11 protein-coding genes are annotated in these 13,494 nt (G+C 48.2%); 3 read left to right on the forward strand and 8 right to left on the reverse strand.

What is annotated here, in order from left to right; genetic code table 11:
* The 3 genes from aroQ to VNK96_09380 are packed head-to-tail and all read right to left on the reverse strand — an operon-like array spanning nucleotide 1 to nucleotide 1,740.
* Nucleotides 1-453: a type II 3-dehydroquinate dehydratase gene (gene aroQ / locus VNK96_09370; protein HWP31913.1), complete on the reverse strand. Its 453-nt coding sequence runs from the start codon at nucleotides 451-453 to the stop codon at nucleotides 1-3.
* Nucleotides 446-658, reverse strand: a complete 213-nt coding sequence (locus VNK96_09375) for a Trm112 family protein (GenBank protein ID HWP31914.1) — start codon at nucleotides 656-658, stop codon at nucleotides 446-448. The genes aroQ and VNK96_09375 overlap by 8 nt, the downstream gene beginning before the upstream one ends.
* Complete coding sequence (locus tag VNK96_09380) at nucleotides 655-1,740, reverse strand: glycosyltransferase family 1 protein (GenBank protein HWP31915.1); 1,086 nt, start codon at nucleotides 1,738-1,740, stop codon at nucleotides 655-657. The genes VNK96_09375 and VNK96_09380 overlap by 4 nt, the downstream gene beginning before the upstream one ends.
* A 103-nt stretch (nucleotides 1,741-1,843) precedes the next feature.
* Here VNK96_09380 and VNK96_09385 point away from each other — a divergent pair, with 103 nt between their 5' ends.
* The 3 genes from VNK96_09385 to VNK96_09395 all read left to right on the forward strand — a co-directional run bounded on the left by VNK96_09385 (nucleotide 1,844) and on the right by VNK96_09395 (nucleotide 5,109).
* Entirely contained in the window at nucleotides 1,844-2,212 is a 369-nt protein-coding gene (locus VNK96_09385; protein ID HWP31916.1) for a hypothetical protein, read from the forward strand.
* An 86-nt stretch (nucleotides 2,213-2,298) separates the two neighbouring features.
* The gene (locus tag VNK96_09390; GenBank protein ID HWP31917.1) at nucleotides 2,299-4,455 is read left to right on the forward strand and encodes a DNA translocase FtsK 4TM domain-containing protein; all 2,157 of its coding nucleotides are present in this window, start codon (nucleotides 2,299-2,301) and stop codon (nucleotides 4,453-4,455) included.
* Nucleotides 4,456-4,524: 69 nt separating this feature from the next.
* The gene (locus tag VNK96_09395) at nucleotides 4,525-5,109 is read left to right on the forward strand and encodes a carbonic anhydrase (GenBank protein ID HWP31918.1); all 585 of its coding nucleotides are present in this window, start codon (nucleotides 4,525-4,527) and stop codon (nucleotides 5,107-5,109) included.
* Between the two features lie 80 nt (nucleotides 5,110-5,189).
* On the opposite strand, the gene VNK96_09400 is transcribed toward VNK96_09395, so the two are convergent.
* The 5 genes from VNK96_09400 to mutS all read right to left on the reverse strand — a co-directional run bounded on the left by VNK96_09400 (nucleotide 5,190) and on the right by mutS (nucleotide 13,486).
* Entirely contained in the window at nucleotides 5,190-6,278 is a 1,089-nt protein-coding gene (locus VNK96_09400; protein ID HWP31919.1) for a phosphodiester glycosidase family protein, read from the reverse strand.
* A gap of 460 nt (nucleotides 6,279-6,738) precedes the next feature.
* Nucleotides 6,739-7,659 (reverse strand): methionyl-tRNA formyltransferase, encoded by a 921-nt coding sequence (gene fmt, locus VNK96_09405; GenBank protein ID HWP31920.1) that lies wholly within the window; start codon nucleotides 7,657-7,659, stop codon nucleotides 6,739-6,741.
* Nucleotides 7,660-8,220 (reverse strand): peptide deformylase, encoded by a 561-nt coding sequence (gene def, locus VNK96_09410; GenBank protein HWP31921.1) that lies wholly within the window; start codon nucleotides 8,218-8,220, stop codon nucleotides 7,660-7,662.
* Between the two features lie 118 nt (nucleotides 8,221-8,338).
* Nucleotides 8,339-10,804, reverse strand: a complete 2,466-nt coding sequence (gene priA, locus VNK96_09415) for a primosomal protein N' (GenBank protein ID HWP31922.1) — start codon at nucleotides 10,802-10,804, stop codon at nucleotides 8,339-8,341.
* A 69-nt stretch (nucleotides 10,805-10,873) separates the two neighbouring features.
* Nucleotides 10,874-13,486: a DNA mismatch repair protein MutS gene (mutS, locus tag VNK96_09420; GenBank protein HWP31923.1), complete on the reverse strand. Its 2,613-nt coding sequence runs from the start codon at nucleotides 13,484-13,486 to the stop codon at nucleotides 10,874-10,876.
* Nucleotides 13,487-13,494 lie beyond the last annotated feature (8 nt).

Here is a 13,494-nt window from a genome sequence, read left to right on the forward strand (position 1 = left end):
TTATAAAATTCTATCCAAAAGGTCGTTCAAAGCGTCTATTGCCAAAATGTACCCGTATCCGCCGAAACCGGAAATCACTCCGACCGCGATATCCGAAATCACGGAATGCTTTCGAAATTCCTCCCTCGCATAAATATTGCTCAAGTGAACTTCGACAATCGGCAATTTCACGGCAACCAAGGCGTCTCGTAGCGAAATGGAATAATGCCCGAGCCCCCCCGGATTGATTACGATTCCAGACGCCCAACCTCGATGCTCGTGGATGAAATCGATCAATTTCCCTTCGTGATTGCTTTGCAATATCCGAACTTCGAAGCCGATATCCGTCGCATGCTTTCGAATATCTTCGTCTATCTCTGCAAGGGTCGTCGTCCCGTAGACATCTAATTCGCGCTGTCCCGTTAAATTCAAATTAGGACCGTGCAGAATCAACGCGCGTTTCGGTTCAGGCATCCCGTTCTCCCAATTCTTTTTTCCATTCCGTTTCAGAAACCGCTTCCTCTACCAATAAATGCGGAATACCTTCTACGATGCGATAGCCGTAGCGGCATTCCGTGCAAACGAGAAACTCTCCACGCAGTTCGAGCGCTGGCCTCGACTCGCATCGAGGACATCCTAAGATCTCGAGAAGTTTTTCGTCTATCATTTTTTCGGTCATCCCACTACTTCTCGGTATACCTCTAAAGTCAATTCTGCTGTCTTTTGCCAATTGAAAAGTTTCGCTCGTGCGAAGCCTTTCTCTTTCAATTCGGAAATCTTACTCGAATCGGCTAAAAGCGCTCGTATAGCCTCTGCCCATGCTTCCGCGGTCATGTTTTCCATTGTTACTGCGGCATCACCTGCCACTTCGCACAAGCCTCCCGCAACGCTCGTGATGACAGGAGTTCCACAGGCGAAAGCCTCCAACACAGTCAGTCCGAACCCTTCGTATAAACTCGGACACAAATAAATATCTGCAGCGGTATAAAGCGCAGGAAGGTCTTCATCGCTCACGTATCCCAAAAATCGAACGCGAGGATGATAAGGTTCGTCCCCCCACCCTGCTTTTCCAACTACGTAGAGTTTGTGCGGTATGAACACCGGCAAAAATCTCATCGCTTGAATAACGAGCGCGATGTTCTTCCTTGGCCAACGCGTTCCAACGCATAAAAGATAAGGTCTTTCGACTCCGTATTTTTTCAGCACTTCTGAAATTTCTTTCTCATTACGGGGAAAAAAATTTTCGTTCACGCCAAGCGGTGTAACAGAAACCTTATTTTCAGGAATGTTCAAATAACGGACGATATCCTTTTTGCTCGCCTCGGAGACTGTGATGACTTTTTTTGCCCGTTTTGCCGAGCCGGGAACGAAAGTTCTCAAAAGAAACCGGTCTTTGAAACGAAACCATTCAGGATGCAGAAAAAAACTCACATCGTGAATGGTCGTGATGCCATTCTTGGCGAATGGGCTCAGAGTGTATTGAGTGTGAAATGCCTCCGCACCCAGTTTCTTCGCCAACAAAGGCATCGTAACCCAACTCAACCACCTTTTCGGATATTTCGGAAGGGTTACTAAACGAAAGTTTTCTGACGACAAGTTTATTTCTTTCGGCGAATTCTGAGATAAGAGAAGGAATTCGAATTCGTGTTCGATACGAGAAAGCGCTCGAACGAGATTCGTCCAATAAACGGAATCCCCCGTATACGTTCCACCGATGAGGGTCGCATCTAATGCGATGATGCGACTATTTCTTTGAGCCATTTTCCCGTATACATTGGTAAACTTTTCGATTCACCGGTAAACTTTTTTCGATCCACCGGTAAACTATAGAATAAATTCTCCTCGAAAACTTGTTAATCGAATCATGAAAGGAAAAACGAACAGCCTCGTGCTAGGCACTATCTTAGTTCTATTTCTGGGCATTGTCTTCTTCCTCCAAGCGCAAACCTCCCCGTTCGAGGAAGGTGGCTATGACCGTCATTCTCCTCCGCCCCCTGAGCCTGAAAAGCCCTCTTGGAAGGAACAGATGGCAAATATCACCGAGCCCCCGAAAATCAACCCTAATGCAATAGCACCCTCCATGGACACACTCAAGGCGCATCTCGCAGGAAATCGAGGCTTTACTCAAACCGTCCCTATCACGGGAAAAACTGCGGAAGAAAAATTCAAACCACAAAGCGACGACACAACTCCGCAAGGCAGATTCTGGGAAAAGACTAACAAGAACCGCTAATTTTCCCAAGGAAAGACCAATTTGTTCTATAATTCCTGTGGGCTAAGCCACTTTGGATATTAGTTCGCCGTCAAGGAGGATGGCAGTTGAGCACTTCTACGAAACCCATGCGCGTAGTTAGGCGCGGAAAACAAGATTCGCCACAACGTCTTTTCGACGTCCTCGGAATACTCCTCATCGCCTCGGCTGTGATTACCTTCATAAGCCTCCTTAGCCCGAATGCGGGCGTTCTCGGAGGTTTCATGGAAAGGTTTTTCCATCTTGCTTTTGGTACTGCCGCTTGGGTTTTCCCTATAGCCCTTTTTGCCTTCGGAATCGCCATCATCGTAGGTAAAAGGACGCTTTCATTCGGAGCAATGATTTGGGGGGCGTTGCTTTTGATTTTTGCGATTCTCGGCTTTATCGCCAGGCCTACCGCTACAGGAGATTATTTCGACCCTCAAACCGTAACAGCGACCGGAGGCTACATCGGTGCTTTGACAGGATGGGCTTTTCATAAACTCTTAGGCGATGCGAAATGGGTCGGTCTTGGTGCTCTCGCTATGGTCGCGGCGATTCTGTGCGTGAATGTTCCTCTGCAAGTTCTTCTGGAAAACATCCGTTCCCGTATGCAGGACATTGCGAAGAGACCTTCTTCGAAATGGAAGGGAAATCACAAACCCAAAGAACGACCACGAGCCGTCGTCGAAATGCCCGTAGAAGAACCCCAAAAAGAAAGGAAAGCGCCAAAACCGAAAACCGAAGAGCGTTTTCAAGAAGACCCGAATCAGACGAAAGAGCCTACGCCTCCCCGAACAGAAATCATTCCCAAAGAAGGTTACTCTCTGCCCCCCCTTACGATTCTGGACGCTCCGGAAGCCCCCCCGAAACGTTCTCAATCGGAAATTCAACAAAACATCCAGATTTTGGAATCCACGCTCGAAGAATTCGGAATCGAAGCGAACGTCGTCGAAATCGCCAATGGCCCGACCCTCACACGCTACGAAATCCAGTTAGGTCCCGGAATCCGAGTATCGCGAATCAAAAGTTTGGCAGACAACCTTGCAATGAGCCTTGCCGCAAGCCACGTTCGAGTAGAAGCCCCGATTCCCGGTAAAGCGGCAATAGGTGTCGAAGTTCCTAACGCAAAACGCGCAATCGTCCGCCTTCGACAGGTAGCCGAGTCTCCGGAATTCCTGAATTCAGAAAGCAAATTGACTTTTTGTTTAGGACAAAATGTAGGGGGGGGAAATATCGTAGCGGATTTAGCACAAATGCCGCACCTGCTCATCAGCGGTGCTACGAATAGCGGTAAATCCATCTGCTTAGCCTCTTTGATCACGAGCCTCCTCTTAAGGAATACACCGAAAGACGTGCGTTTCATGCTTCTCGACCCGAAACGCGTAGAACTTTCCCTCTTCGATGGAATACCCCATTTAGTCTGCCCGGTGGTTACGGATATCAAACAAATGCCCGTCGCCTTGCGAGAAATTTGGAGAGAAATGGATAGAAGATACGACCTTTTCGCAGCAGCGAAAACCAGAAACATCGCTGCATACAACGAACAAGCCTCTTTTGCAGAAAAAATTCCTTACATCGTCGTCGTGATAGACGAACTTGCCGACCTCATGATTCAATCAGCGAAAGAAGTGGAAGACTCCATATGCAGAATCGCTCAACTTGCACGAGCGACGGGAATTCATTTAATCATTGCCACGCAACGTCCGAGTGTAGACGTCATCACAGGAACGATAAAGGCGAACATCAGCAGTCGAATCGCTTTCGCCGTTTCGAGTCAAGTGGATTCGCGTACGATTCTCGATTCCACCGGAGCAGAAAATCTCATCGGGCAAGGAGATTTGCTCTTCTTACCGATTGATGCAAATAAACCCACTCGAGTGCAAGGATGTTATGTTTCGGAAGAGGAAGTCGAACGCATCGTTCAATTCTGGAAAGCCCAGGCGCCCCCCCAATATATCCTCGATCCAGCTTCCGCCGTGATAGAACGAGAAGAAGCAAGGCTTCTCGTCGAAGAAACCGAAGACCCGTTTTGGGAAGATGCAGTGCGATGGGTCGCTGAACGAGGACAAGCGAGTACATCCATGCTCCAGCGACGCTTTTCTATCGGCTTTCAAAGGGCATCGCGTTTGTTGGATATGATGGAAGAGCGTGGCATCGTCGCACCACGCGACGGTCCGAGGCCAAGAGAAGTATTGATTAGCCCTATGGAAGTAGACGAGGTTCTAAGAAACAGCCCTGGTTGACATAACATAAAAAACTCAACAGGTAACACTCAAAAACATCGCGACGCTCTCGTCCTGTAAAATCTCCACGTGAACGAACGCGCGAAAAACGCACTAAATACGCTACTCGAAGGGAATCGTCGTTTCGTCAACGAAAAACCAAAATTATTTACCTACGACATGTATGCGCGACAACTCCTTGCAAAAGAACAAAAGCCAATTGCATGCGTTATCGCCTGTTCCGACAGTAGAGTATCACCAGAAATCATTTTCGACCAGCCGCTCGGTTCCCTTTTCGTATGCAGAGTGCCGGGCAATGTAGCATCAGAAAGCGCTAAATGGTGCGTCGAAATTGCAATTTTAAATTTCGATGTATCGCTTATCGCCGTAGTCGGGCACACTGACTGCCTCGCGGTGAAATCCGTATTAGAAGGAACTTACCCTTCGACCAGCGGCGAACTAAGTATGAATATACTTCCAGCAGTTCTGCGAGCGAAAAAAGAAACATCTGACATCTTCGCACGCGCGATCAAAGAGAACGTTCTCCACACTATAGAACAATTGACAGCAGAATGCCCCCCTCTCCATCAACGCATCACCATCGGCACTGCTACATGTATTCCAATGCTTTACGATATGGAATCGGGAATAGCAAGCGTTATCAACTCGACATAAAATAAAATAGGATTACATAAGTGGCTATAAAGCCACAATCTCCATAAGATTCTAAAAACATATTCGGAGTTTTTGAAAGGTTACTTCGGTAAGATCAAAAGTGCGTTCGCAATTTTTCTTTTCGGTTTTCTCAAGTACTTTCCGTTCCACCAAAGTCCACTCGAGCCCCCACCGTCTAAACCGATTGCATCTTTTGAGCCTAAAATGCGCATAATTTGCGCCAAATCCTCCATCTTTCCGTGCGTTGCCACGAAAAGCAATCTTTTATCTGCAGTAACTCCGATCGCGCTTCGCAGTGCCGATTTCGTTAAAATTTTCGGGCTCGAAAACCCCTCTTTTTTCGCATCCAAAACTATCTTTCCATCTTTCAATAAGACAGGACCGCACGCAATCACTTCCGTAACTCCTTCCAGCAAACCCGGCGCATCGTTTTTCAACACGATTCGATAATCTACTTCCTGTCCTATTTCGAAACGGTCGAAGGTTTTATCTTTCACGCCTTTCACGTAAATGACGAAACCACCATCCGGAATCGGCTGCGATTCTTTACTAATTGCAATCACTTTGCCGTACCCAGAAACCGCAATTTGCTTATCCCCGTATAATCCTGTCTCGTCCCCCCATGCTTTCGTGAAAATCGTAACTGTATTCGCAGTCGGAAAACGATTGATCCAAAACGCATACCAATAATTCGGTGCATCGTAACTTCCGTTGCGAGAACCCTCGATTTTGAAAGAAAGCCGTTCCACACGAGCATCGCCATTTGCAGTGAATAACATCGCAGAACCGATGTTGCTGACATGCACCCATTCGCCATCCGTCATAAGCGCATTCGTGGGATTTTTCTTCGGCAAATCGGAATATGCATCGAAAAAACTTCCGTTGATAGCCGCGAGGGCACCTTTTCGCGATGCCATCGTTCCCAAATCTTCCACTCTCCCGATGGTATCACCCGCAATTTGCAACTTTACACGCGTTTGTTCGAGATTGGCAGAAATATAAAGCGCGCGAAAAGGCTTCCCTCTCAAGTTTATCGTCAACTCTCCCGACCTCGCGCCAGCACGTGGATTATAAGAAGTGTCTGCACGAGGATTAGAAAAGGAAAGCAAAATAAGGTTTTCGAAAACGAAAACGCTCGCTACAATTAAAACGAATGATGTTCGCGACATAAACTATAACAAACCCTGCCTTGCCAATCACCCCGAATACTGCCTATTTCTCTAACACATCCTACATCTTTCATTATAGGCTTTCTTTTTATAGGCAGTCAGTATTTTCATCCTTTGACGTTCCGTTAGAAGAAAAAGTTTTTTCAATTTTTTTGATTTTCTCGAATTCCCTGATTCCTCGAATTTCTCTACTCGAACCGTTTTTTTATAACCGTTTCCTCGCAATATTACTGTATTTTCGAAGAAATCTCACGAAGAAAAGGTTTTTTAAAATTAAATGCCCCGGCGCTGGGGAGGTCGGGATGAGGGTTGCGCCGGGGCGTACGGTGAGGAGGGATGGAAATCTTTGTGCCCCTACTTTTCCTCGTTCAAATGTTTTATACCCCTATCACCAATTTCTGTCAAGAAAGTCCATCATAAAAATACGTGTTTTTTTTAAAAAAACATGTTTCTTTAGTCACTATTTCGAAATAAAATCCCCGATTCGTAAACGGTAACCATTAACAAAATCTTTTCCAGTCATCGGCTTACGTCCTGCAATCTGGACGCGCTGTAAACGCAAAGAGTTCGAAAGAAAACTAACCACCACACTCTCACCTTCTATCGCAAGCACTATGCCTGCTTTCTCCGCCCGCAACTCACTCCGTTTCGCCTCGAGTATTTTCATTCGCCCGAAACGTGTTTCGAGATACGCTCCAGGATTCGGAGTCACGGCTCGGAACCGACGATATGCATCCTCTGCATCCATTTCGAAGTGCAGCTCGCCATCCTTCGATGTAAGTTTCGGAGCTAACGATGCCTTCCCTTCGTCTTGTGGAGTCCGCGGATAATCTCCCGACACGATCCTTGGCATCCATTCCAGTGCCATCTTGGCTCCGAGTTCGCTTAATCGCTTCGCCAATTCTCCTGCGGTTTCGTCTGGAAAGATTTCCGTTTTCTCTTGCGCAATGATATCGCCGGTGTCCATCCCCGCATCCATCTGCATAATGGTGATTCCTGTCTCCGTCTCTCCGTTCAAAATCGCCCACGCAATAGGGGCAGCCCCGCGATACTTCGGTAGAAGTGATGCGTGGATATTGATTCCCCCACGCTTAGCGGACTCTAAAAGTTTCACGGGCATGATTTGTCCGTATGCAACTACTAAAAGAGCATCAGGATTTAGGGAACGAATCCGTGCGATAAATTCCTCGTCTCGACATTTTTCCGGTGTCTCCACAGGCAAGCCCAATTCCAATGCTGCTTTTTTCACAGGCGTCGGAAGAAGACTCCCTCCTCGTCCCGATGGTCTATCCGGTTGACTTACCACGAGCAGAAAGTGCTCTTTCAATGCCTTGAGGGTAGGTATGGCGAACTCGGAAGAGCCGAAAAAGACCAATCGCACTTAGCCTACTTGCTCCGCCCCAGCAGGAATCTCCCAGCGTAAGGTAGACAGATCGGCTCTATCGATAAATAAAATCCCATCGAGGTGGTCAATTTCATGCTGGACGACACGAGCCGCCAAATCTTCCATCTGGGTTCTTATCAACCGCCCTTCAGGAGATAAGTAACTTACTTCGACTCGCTCTGCTCTCTTCACTTCCCCATATAGTCCTGGCAGACTCAAACAACCTTCCACTCCGACTGCCTCGCCTTCTGCTTTTAGGATTTCCGGATTGATTAATGCTTGGATAGGCTTATCGGGAATTGCAATCACAATCACTCGCAAAGACTCCCCAATTTGGGGTGCAGCGAGGCCGATTCCGTTCGCCTGCTCTACGACTTCCGTCATCCTTTGGATGAGCTTCTTTATTTTCTTGTCCACTTGCTCCACAGGGGCAGCCTTTTTCCGCAGCACCTCTGCTGGATACTTGACTACCGGTCGTTCCTTGCTGTATTCCCAAAGATGTCGAAACTCTTCTGGAACGACGATATCGAAAGAATCTTTTATCACTGGAGCGCTCATGCTGATGTTATAAACAAATTATTATAGACCTAAGTTCTACAAAATGCCGAGTTTAGGAAGGAAAGGTTCTTTCCATAGAAAAAAGTGCTTACACGAAACCCCACATCGCAAAAACACTTCACATCAAGAACACGGGGTCTACATCCACGACAATCTGTCCTTCCGAACGGTGAAAAAGTTCCTCCGGCAAAGAAACCTCGTAAGGAGAAACATCCGGAGACAATTTCAAAAGCAAATGCCTTCGATACATCCCCTTCAGTTTTCCAATCGCGCATTCAGCCGGACCCAAAAGTTCCACCCCATCTCGTTTTACTACGGACACCGCAGCCTGCTCGATAAGCCTTTCCGCCTGCAGAGGCTTGCCTGAAGAAGCAATAACTCGAACCATTCGAACGAATGGCGGATAATTCGCAAGTTTTCTTTCTTCGATTTCTTGGGAATAAAAACCCTCGTAATCTTGCTTCGACGCAAAACGTATTGCAGGGTGCTCGGGTTGGAAAGTTTGGATAATCACCCGCCCTGGCCGGTGCCTTCCGGCTCTTCCAGCGACTTGCGTTAGAATTTGAAACGTCCTTTCCGTCGCTCGAAAATCCGGAATCGAAAGGTCGGTATCCGCGGCAATCACCCCGACGAGCGTAACGTTCGGAAAATCCAATCCTTTCGCCACCATTTGGGTTCCCACTAAAATTTGCAATTCTCCTTGCGCGAGTTGCGTGAAAATCGTTTCGATTGCCCCCTTACGCCTTGCGACATCTCTATCCAAACGAGCGACGCGCGCCTCCGGAAAAGCCATACGAACCGCCTCTTCTACTTTTTGCGTCCCCAAACCGAGAGGGCGTAAACGAGCCCCCCCGCACTTCGGGCAAACGTCCGGAACGCGCGTCCGAAAGCCGCAGTGATGACATTCCAAACGATTTCCTACCCGATGATGAGTCAAAGTTACCGAACAATTTCGACATTGCGGCTGATGCCCGCAGTCTCTGCATAATAACGAAGTCGCATACGCTCTGCGATTGATGAAAAGAATCGCTTGCTCTCCTTTTTCCAAAGTCTCCGCAATTCCTTCGACCAACTCGTGACCTAATATCGCCGGTTTGCCGGACTGATAAATCTCCCTCAAATCGGTAACCGTAACGGAAGGCAATTTCCAATCCGTCGCCCTTTTCGTAAGTGTCAAGCGGACGAGCCCCCCCTTGTCCGACAGGACGTCGGAACCCGCTTCTGGATCGCAACTGCGATAATAAGTCTCGACAGAAGGTGTAGCCGAACCCAATATCAAAACGGCAGAGGAATCTTTTGCTCGAAACTCTGCAACTTCGCGCAAGTGGTAACGAGGAATAGAATCTTGTTTATAGGTCGTCTCGTGTTCTTCGTCCACAACGATTAAACCCAAATCGGGTATAGGTGCGAAGACGGCGCTCCGCGCCCCAAGTACAATCGGCACTTCGCCCCCCCTTATTCGCTTCCAGTTTCTCAAACGCTCTCCTTCCGACAAAGCACTATGCATCACGGCGACGGCATCTCCGAATCTTCCTCGTAAAGATTCAACGATTTGCACCGTGAGCGCAATCTCTGGAACTAAATACATCGCTTTTCTTCCCTTACCGAGCGTCTCTGCAATCGCTCGAAGATAAAGTTCAGTCTTCCCGCTCCCCGTAACTCCATGCAATAGAAACGCTCTGTGCCCCCCCTCGCAGATTGCCTTCCGAATCTGTTCCCATGCCACCGCCTGCTCCGCGGTGAGTTTCTTGAAGGGTACGAGAAGAATGGGCTTCTTTTGCGATTCCTTTCCCGTCACATCCTTTTCCGCATGGGGAATCAAAAGCCCCCCCAATATCAACTTCCGCACGGTCTCCTCCGATGCTCCCGTGCAGGCTCGAATCTCTCCGACTGTCATCGGAACGAGTGGGGAAATTCTCAAGGAAAGAACACACGCCGCTTGAGCTGGCTTTCTTTCTCCTTCCCTTTCCAAAAATTCCTCGACCCTTTTCCCTTCTGCGAGGACGTAATACCGATGCCGTTTCTCGCTCTCCGGAAGAAACGTCAATACTTTCTCGACGAATTTTTTCTTGATTAACTGTCTGAGAACACCTGCATTGATTTTCTCTTCGGAACGGAGTTGTTTTTCCGTAATCGTTCCTTTCGTTTTGAAAACTTCTAAAACTTCCCTCTGCGCTTTCGATAGTTCCGGAGCATCGTAGGGAAACTTCTCTGCCATTCGATACACTGTCGTCAGTCGTGAGCGAATCCCCGACGGCATCGCACAGGCTACACATGCACCTAACGGAGCAAGATATTCCCGAGAAATAAAATGCAACACCCTCATCAAATCCGCGGGCAAAGAAAAACCCTCGATGACGTCTTGAATGGCTTTTAATTCCTTTGCATCGAATCCCAATTCGCTTTCCGAAATCTCCGAAATTTCGAAAACGTAACCGACAACGATCCTCGAACCGAAGGGAACTATCACCGCATCGCCCACTCGCACCACCAACGATTCGGGAATCGAATAAGTGTATTGGGAATGAATCCCCGGAACGGCAACATCCGGAGCAACTTGGGCGATGCGCACTTTTTCGCTCATGATTATCGTTTTTGAATTTTGATTCTCGATGTACGCTACGATTCTGCTTCGTATATCATTCGCTCGGCTTTACGATTTGCTCTGCGTGAGGCTTCGCTTCAAATCATCTAACAAAACCAGCGCCTCCACTGGCGTTAACGCTGTGATGTCCATTTCTTTAAGGCGTTTTTCTACCTCGGATTCAACCGCTTCGAACAATTCGAGTTGTAACCCTCGTGTCCGAATGTTCGATGCCTGAGGCACGTACTCTCTACCCTCTAAATCCGCCAAAACCTCAGCAGCACGCTCGACGACACTTCGAGGGAGTCCAGCCATCCTCGCCACGTGAATGCCGTAGCTTTTGTCTGTACCCCCCTCGTAAACCTTATGCAACCAAATCACCTGGTCTCCCTCCTCTTTAACGGCGACTCTGAAATTGCGCACTCCTGCAACTTGCTCGGAAAGTGCATTCAATTGATGATAATGCGTTGCGAATAAAGTTCTCGCTCCGATATCAGCAAGTTTTTCCGCAATCGCCCAAGCGATTGCCATTCCATCGAAGGTGCTCGTCCCTCGCCCGATTTCATCTAAAATCACCAAACTTTTATCGGTAGCGTTATTCAAAATATTCGCCGCCTCCACCATTTCGAGCATGAAGGTGCTTTGACCCGTAGCAAGTTCGTCTCGTGCGCCTACTCTTGCAAACACGCGGTCTACCAATCCGATTCTCGCAGAACTCGCCGGAACGAAACTCCCGATGTGCGCCATCAAGGTAATTAGCGCAGTTTGCCTCAAATACGTCGATTTCCCGCTCATGTTCGGACCGGTGAGAATAATCAAAGAGGTATACGCGCTTTCTTCTTCCGAAGACGCATCATTCGGTTTCGGATGCAAAAACAAATCATTAGGAACGAAACTCCCTAACCCGGCATGAATTTCTACTACCGGATGTCTCCCCCCCCTGATATCCAACTCTCTCGTTTCGAGGATTTCCGGTTTTACATAACCATACCTCGAAGCGGCTTCTGCTAAGGATTGCAAAACGTCTATTTCCGCTATCGCCCTCGAAGAACGCAAAAGCGAAGATGCTCGCTGGCTGACCTCCGCTCTCAGTTCGCAAAATAACACATACTCTCTTTCGAGCGCGCGTTCCTCTGCTCCCAAAACTTTCGCTTCGAATTCCTTGAGCTCCGCTGTGATATATCGTTCCGCGTTCGCAGTCGTTTGTTTGCGAATATAAGTCTCCGGCACTTTGGAAATTTGCGACTTCGGAACTTCTAAGTAATATCCGAAGACCGAGTTATAACCGGCTTTCAATCTTTCGATTCCCGTTCGTTCTCTTTCCGTGGTTTCTAAACGCGCGATGTATTCCTTTCCTTCTTTGGAAAGTTTTCGCAATTCATCGAGTTCGGAATCGTATCCCGAGCGGATTATCCCCCCCTCGCGCACAGTCGGAGGGGGGTAATTTTCCAAAGCGACTGTTAGACGCGAAAGAAGTTCTTCCTCCGGAGAGAGCGCTCTACGCGCTTCGACTAAAGAACCTACATTCACAGGAAATGTCGCATCCAAAATCTCGGGAATCAGTGCAATGGAGTTTCGCAGTGAAACCAAATCTCTCGGATTCGCTACCCCCGTCGCGGCACGACTCACGAGCCTCTCTAAATCATAAACTTTATCGAGCATAACGCGAAGTTCGTTGCGGCACAAAGCATTCGCTTTCAAGGCTTCGACGGCATCCAATCGCGCTTCGATGGCTTCTTTCATCAATAAAGGTTCTGTAATCCATCTTTTCAATAACCTCGCTCCCATCGGTGTCATCGTGTGGTCTAAAACTTCGAAAAGCGTCATCCGTTTTCCGTCGTCCACCATGTTCGCTGTAAGTTCTAAACTGCGAATCGTCGCCGTATCGAGAGACATCCTATCTCCGATTGAATAAGTGCGAATGTGGTCTATATGCTGGCTGGGAACTTCGTTTTCGTCCAAATATCGCAAAATCGTCCCAGCAGCGGATGTCGCGGCTTCTAATTCCTCCAATCCGAAGGAAGCGAGTGTGGGGGTTCCGAACTGGCGCAATAATCTTTTCCGCGCTTCTCCGGGCGGGAATGCCTTTATCTTGGTCAGCGTGAATTTCATTTTTTCGAGCAAATGGATTAATTGCTCCGCCTCTTCAGGCAATAGCACCTCCGCCGGTGCCATCCGAGCGATTTCCTCGATGAGAAGTTCGTCCGCAGAACTTCCCACAATCTGCGTTACGAGAAACTCGCCTGTGGAAAGGTCCAAGAAACTCACCCCTGTCGCGTCCTCCCAAATCGCTGTAGATGCCAAAAAGTTGTTGTTCGTACTTTCGAGGAGGGAATCTTCCAAAGCGGTGCCCGGGGTTAAAACGCGAGTTACTTCCCTGCGTACCAAGCCTTTTGCGAGTTTAGGGTCTTCGACCTGATCGCAAAGGGCAACCTTGTAGCCTTTTTTGATCAGCCTTGCGAGGTACTTCTCTATGGAGTGAAAGGGAACTCCAGCCATCGGAATACGCCCGTGCTTACCGTCGTCACGCCCAGTAAGAGTGATTTCCATCTCTCGCGCAGCAATTTCTGCATCCTCCCCGTAAAATTCGTAAAAGTCGCCGACGCGCATCGCCAATAAGACACCGGGATACCGTGCCTTTGTTGCAAAATACTGCCTGAGCATCGGCGTTTTGGCAGTCATAAAAATCA

It is taken from the genome of Fimbriimonadales bacterium (genome assembly GCA_035559795.1).
In the GTDB taxonomy this organism is placed as follows: domain Bacteria; phylum Armatimonadota; class Fimbriimonadia; order Fimbriimonadales; family ATM1; genus DATMAR01.

Bases quoted from the DNA above. Each gene is read 5' to 3' on its own strand.
- aroQ (HWP31913.1), bottom strand. From the start codon at position 453: ATGCCTGAACCGAAACGCGCGTTGATTCTGCACGGTCCTAATTTGAAT.
- VNK96_09375 (HWP31914.1), bottom strand. From the start codon at position 658: ATGACCGAAAAAATGATAGACGAAAAACTTCTCGAGATCTTAGGATGT.
- VNK96_09380 (HWP31915.1), bottom strand. From the start codon at position 1,740: ATGGCTCAAAGAAATAGTCGCATCATCGCATTAGATGCGACCCTCATC.
- VNK96_09385 (HWP31916.1), top strand. From the start codon at position 1,844: ATGAAAGGAAAAACGAACAGCCTCGTGCTAGGCACTATCTTAGTTCTA.
- VNK96_09400 (HWP31919.1), bottom strand. From the start codon at position 6,278: ATGTCGCGAACATCATTCGTTTTAATTGTAGCGAGCGTTTTCGTTTTC.
- def (HWP31921.1), bottom strand. From the start codon at position 8,220: ATGAGCGCTCCAGTGATAAAAGATTCTTTCGATATCGTCGTTCCAGAA.
- priA (HWP31922.1), bottom strand. From the start codon at position 10,804: ATGAGCGAAAAAGTGCGCATCGCCCAAGTTGCTCCGGATGTTGCCGTT.
- mutS (HWP31923.1), bottom strand. From the start codon at position 13,486: ATGACTGCCAAAACGCCGATGCTCAGGCAGTATTTTGCAACAAAGGCA.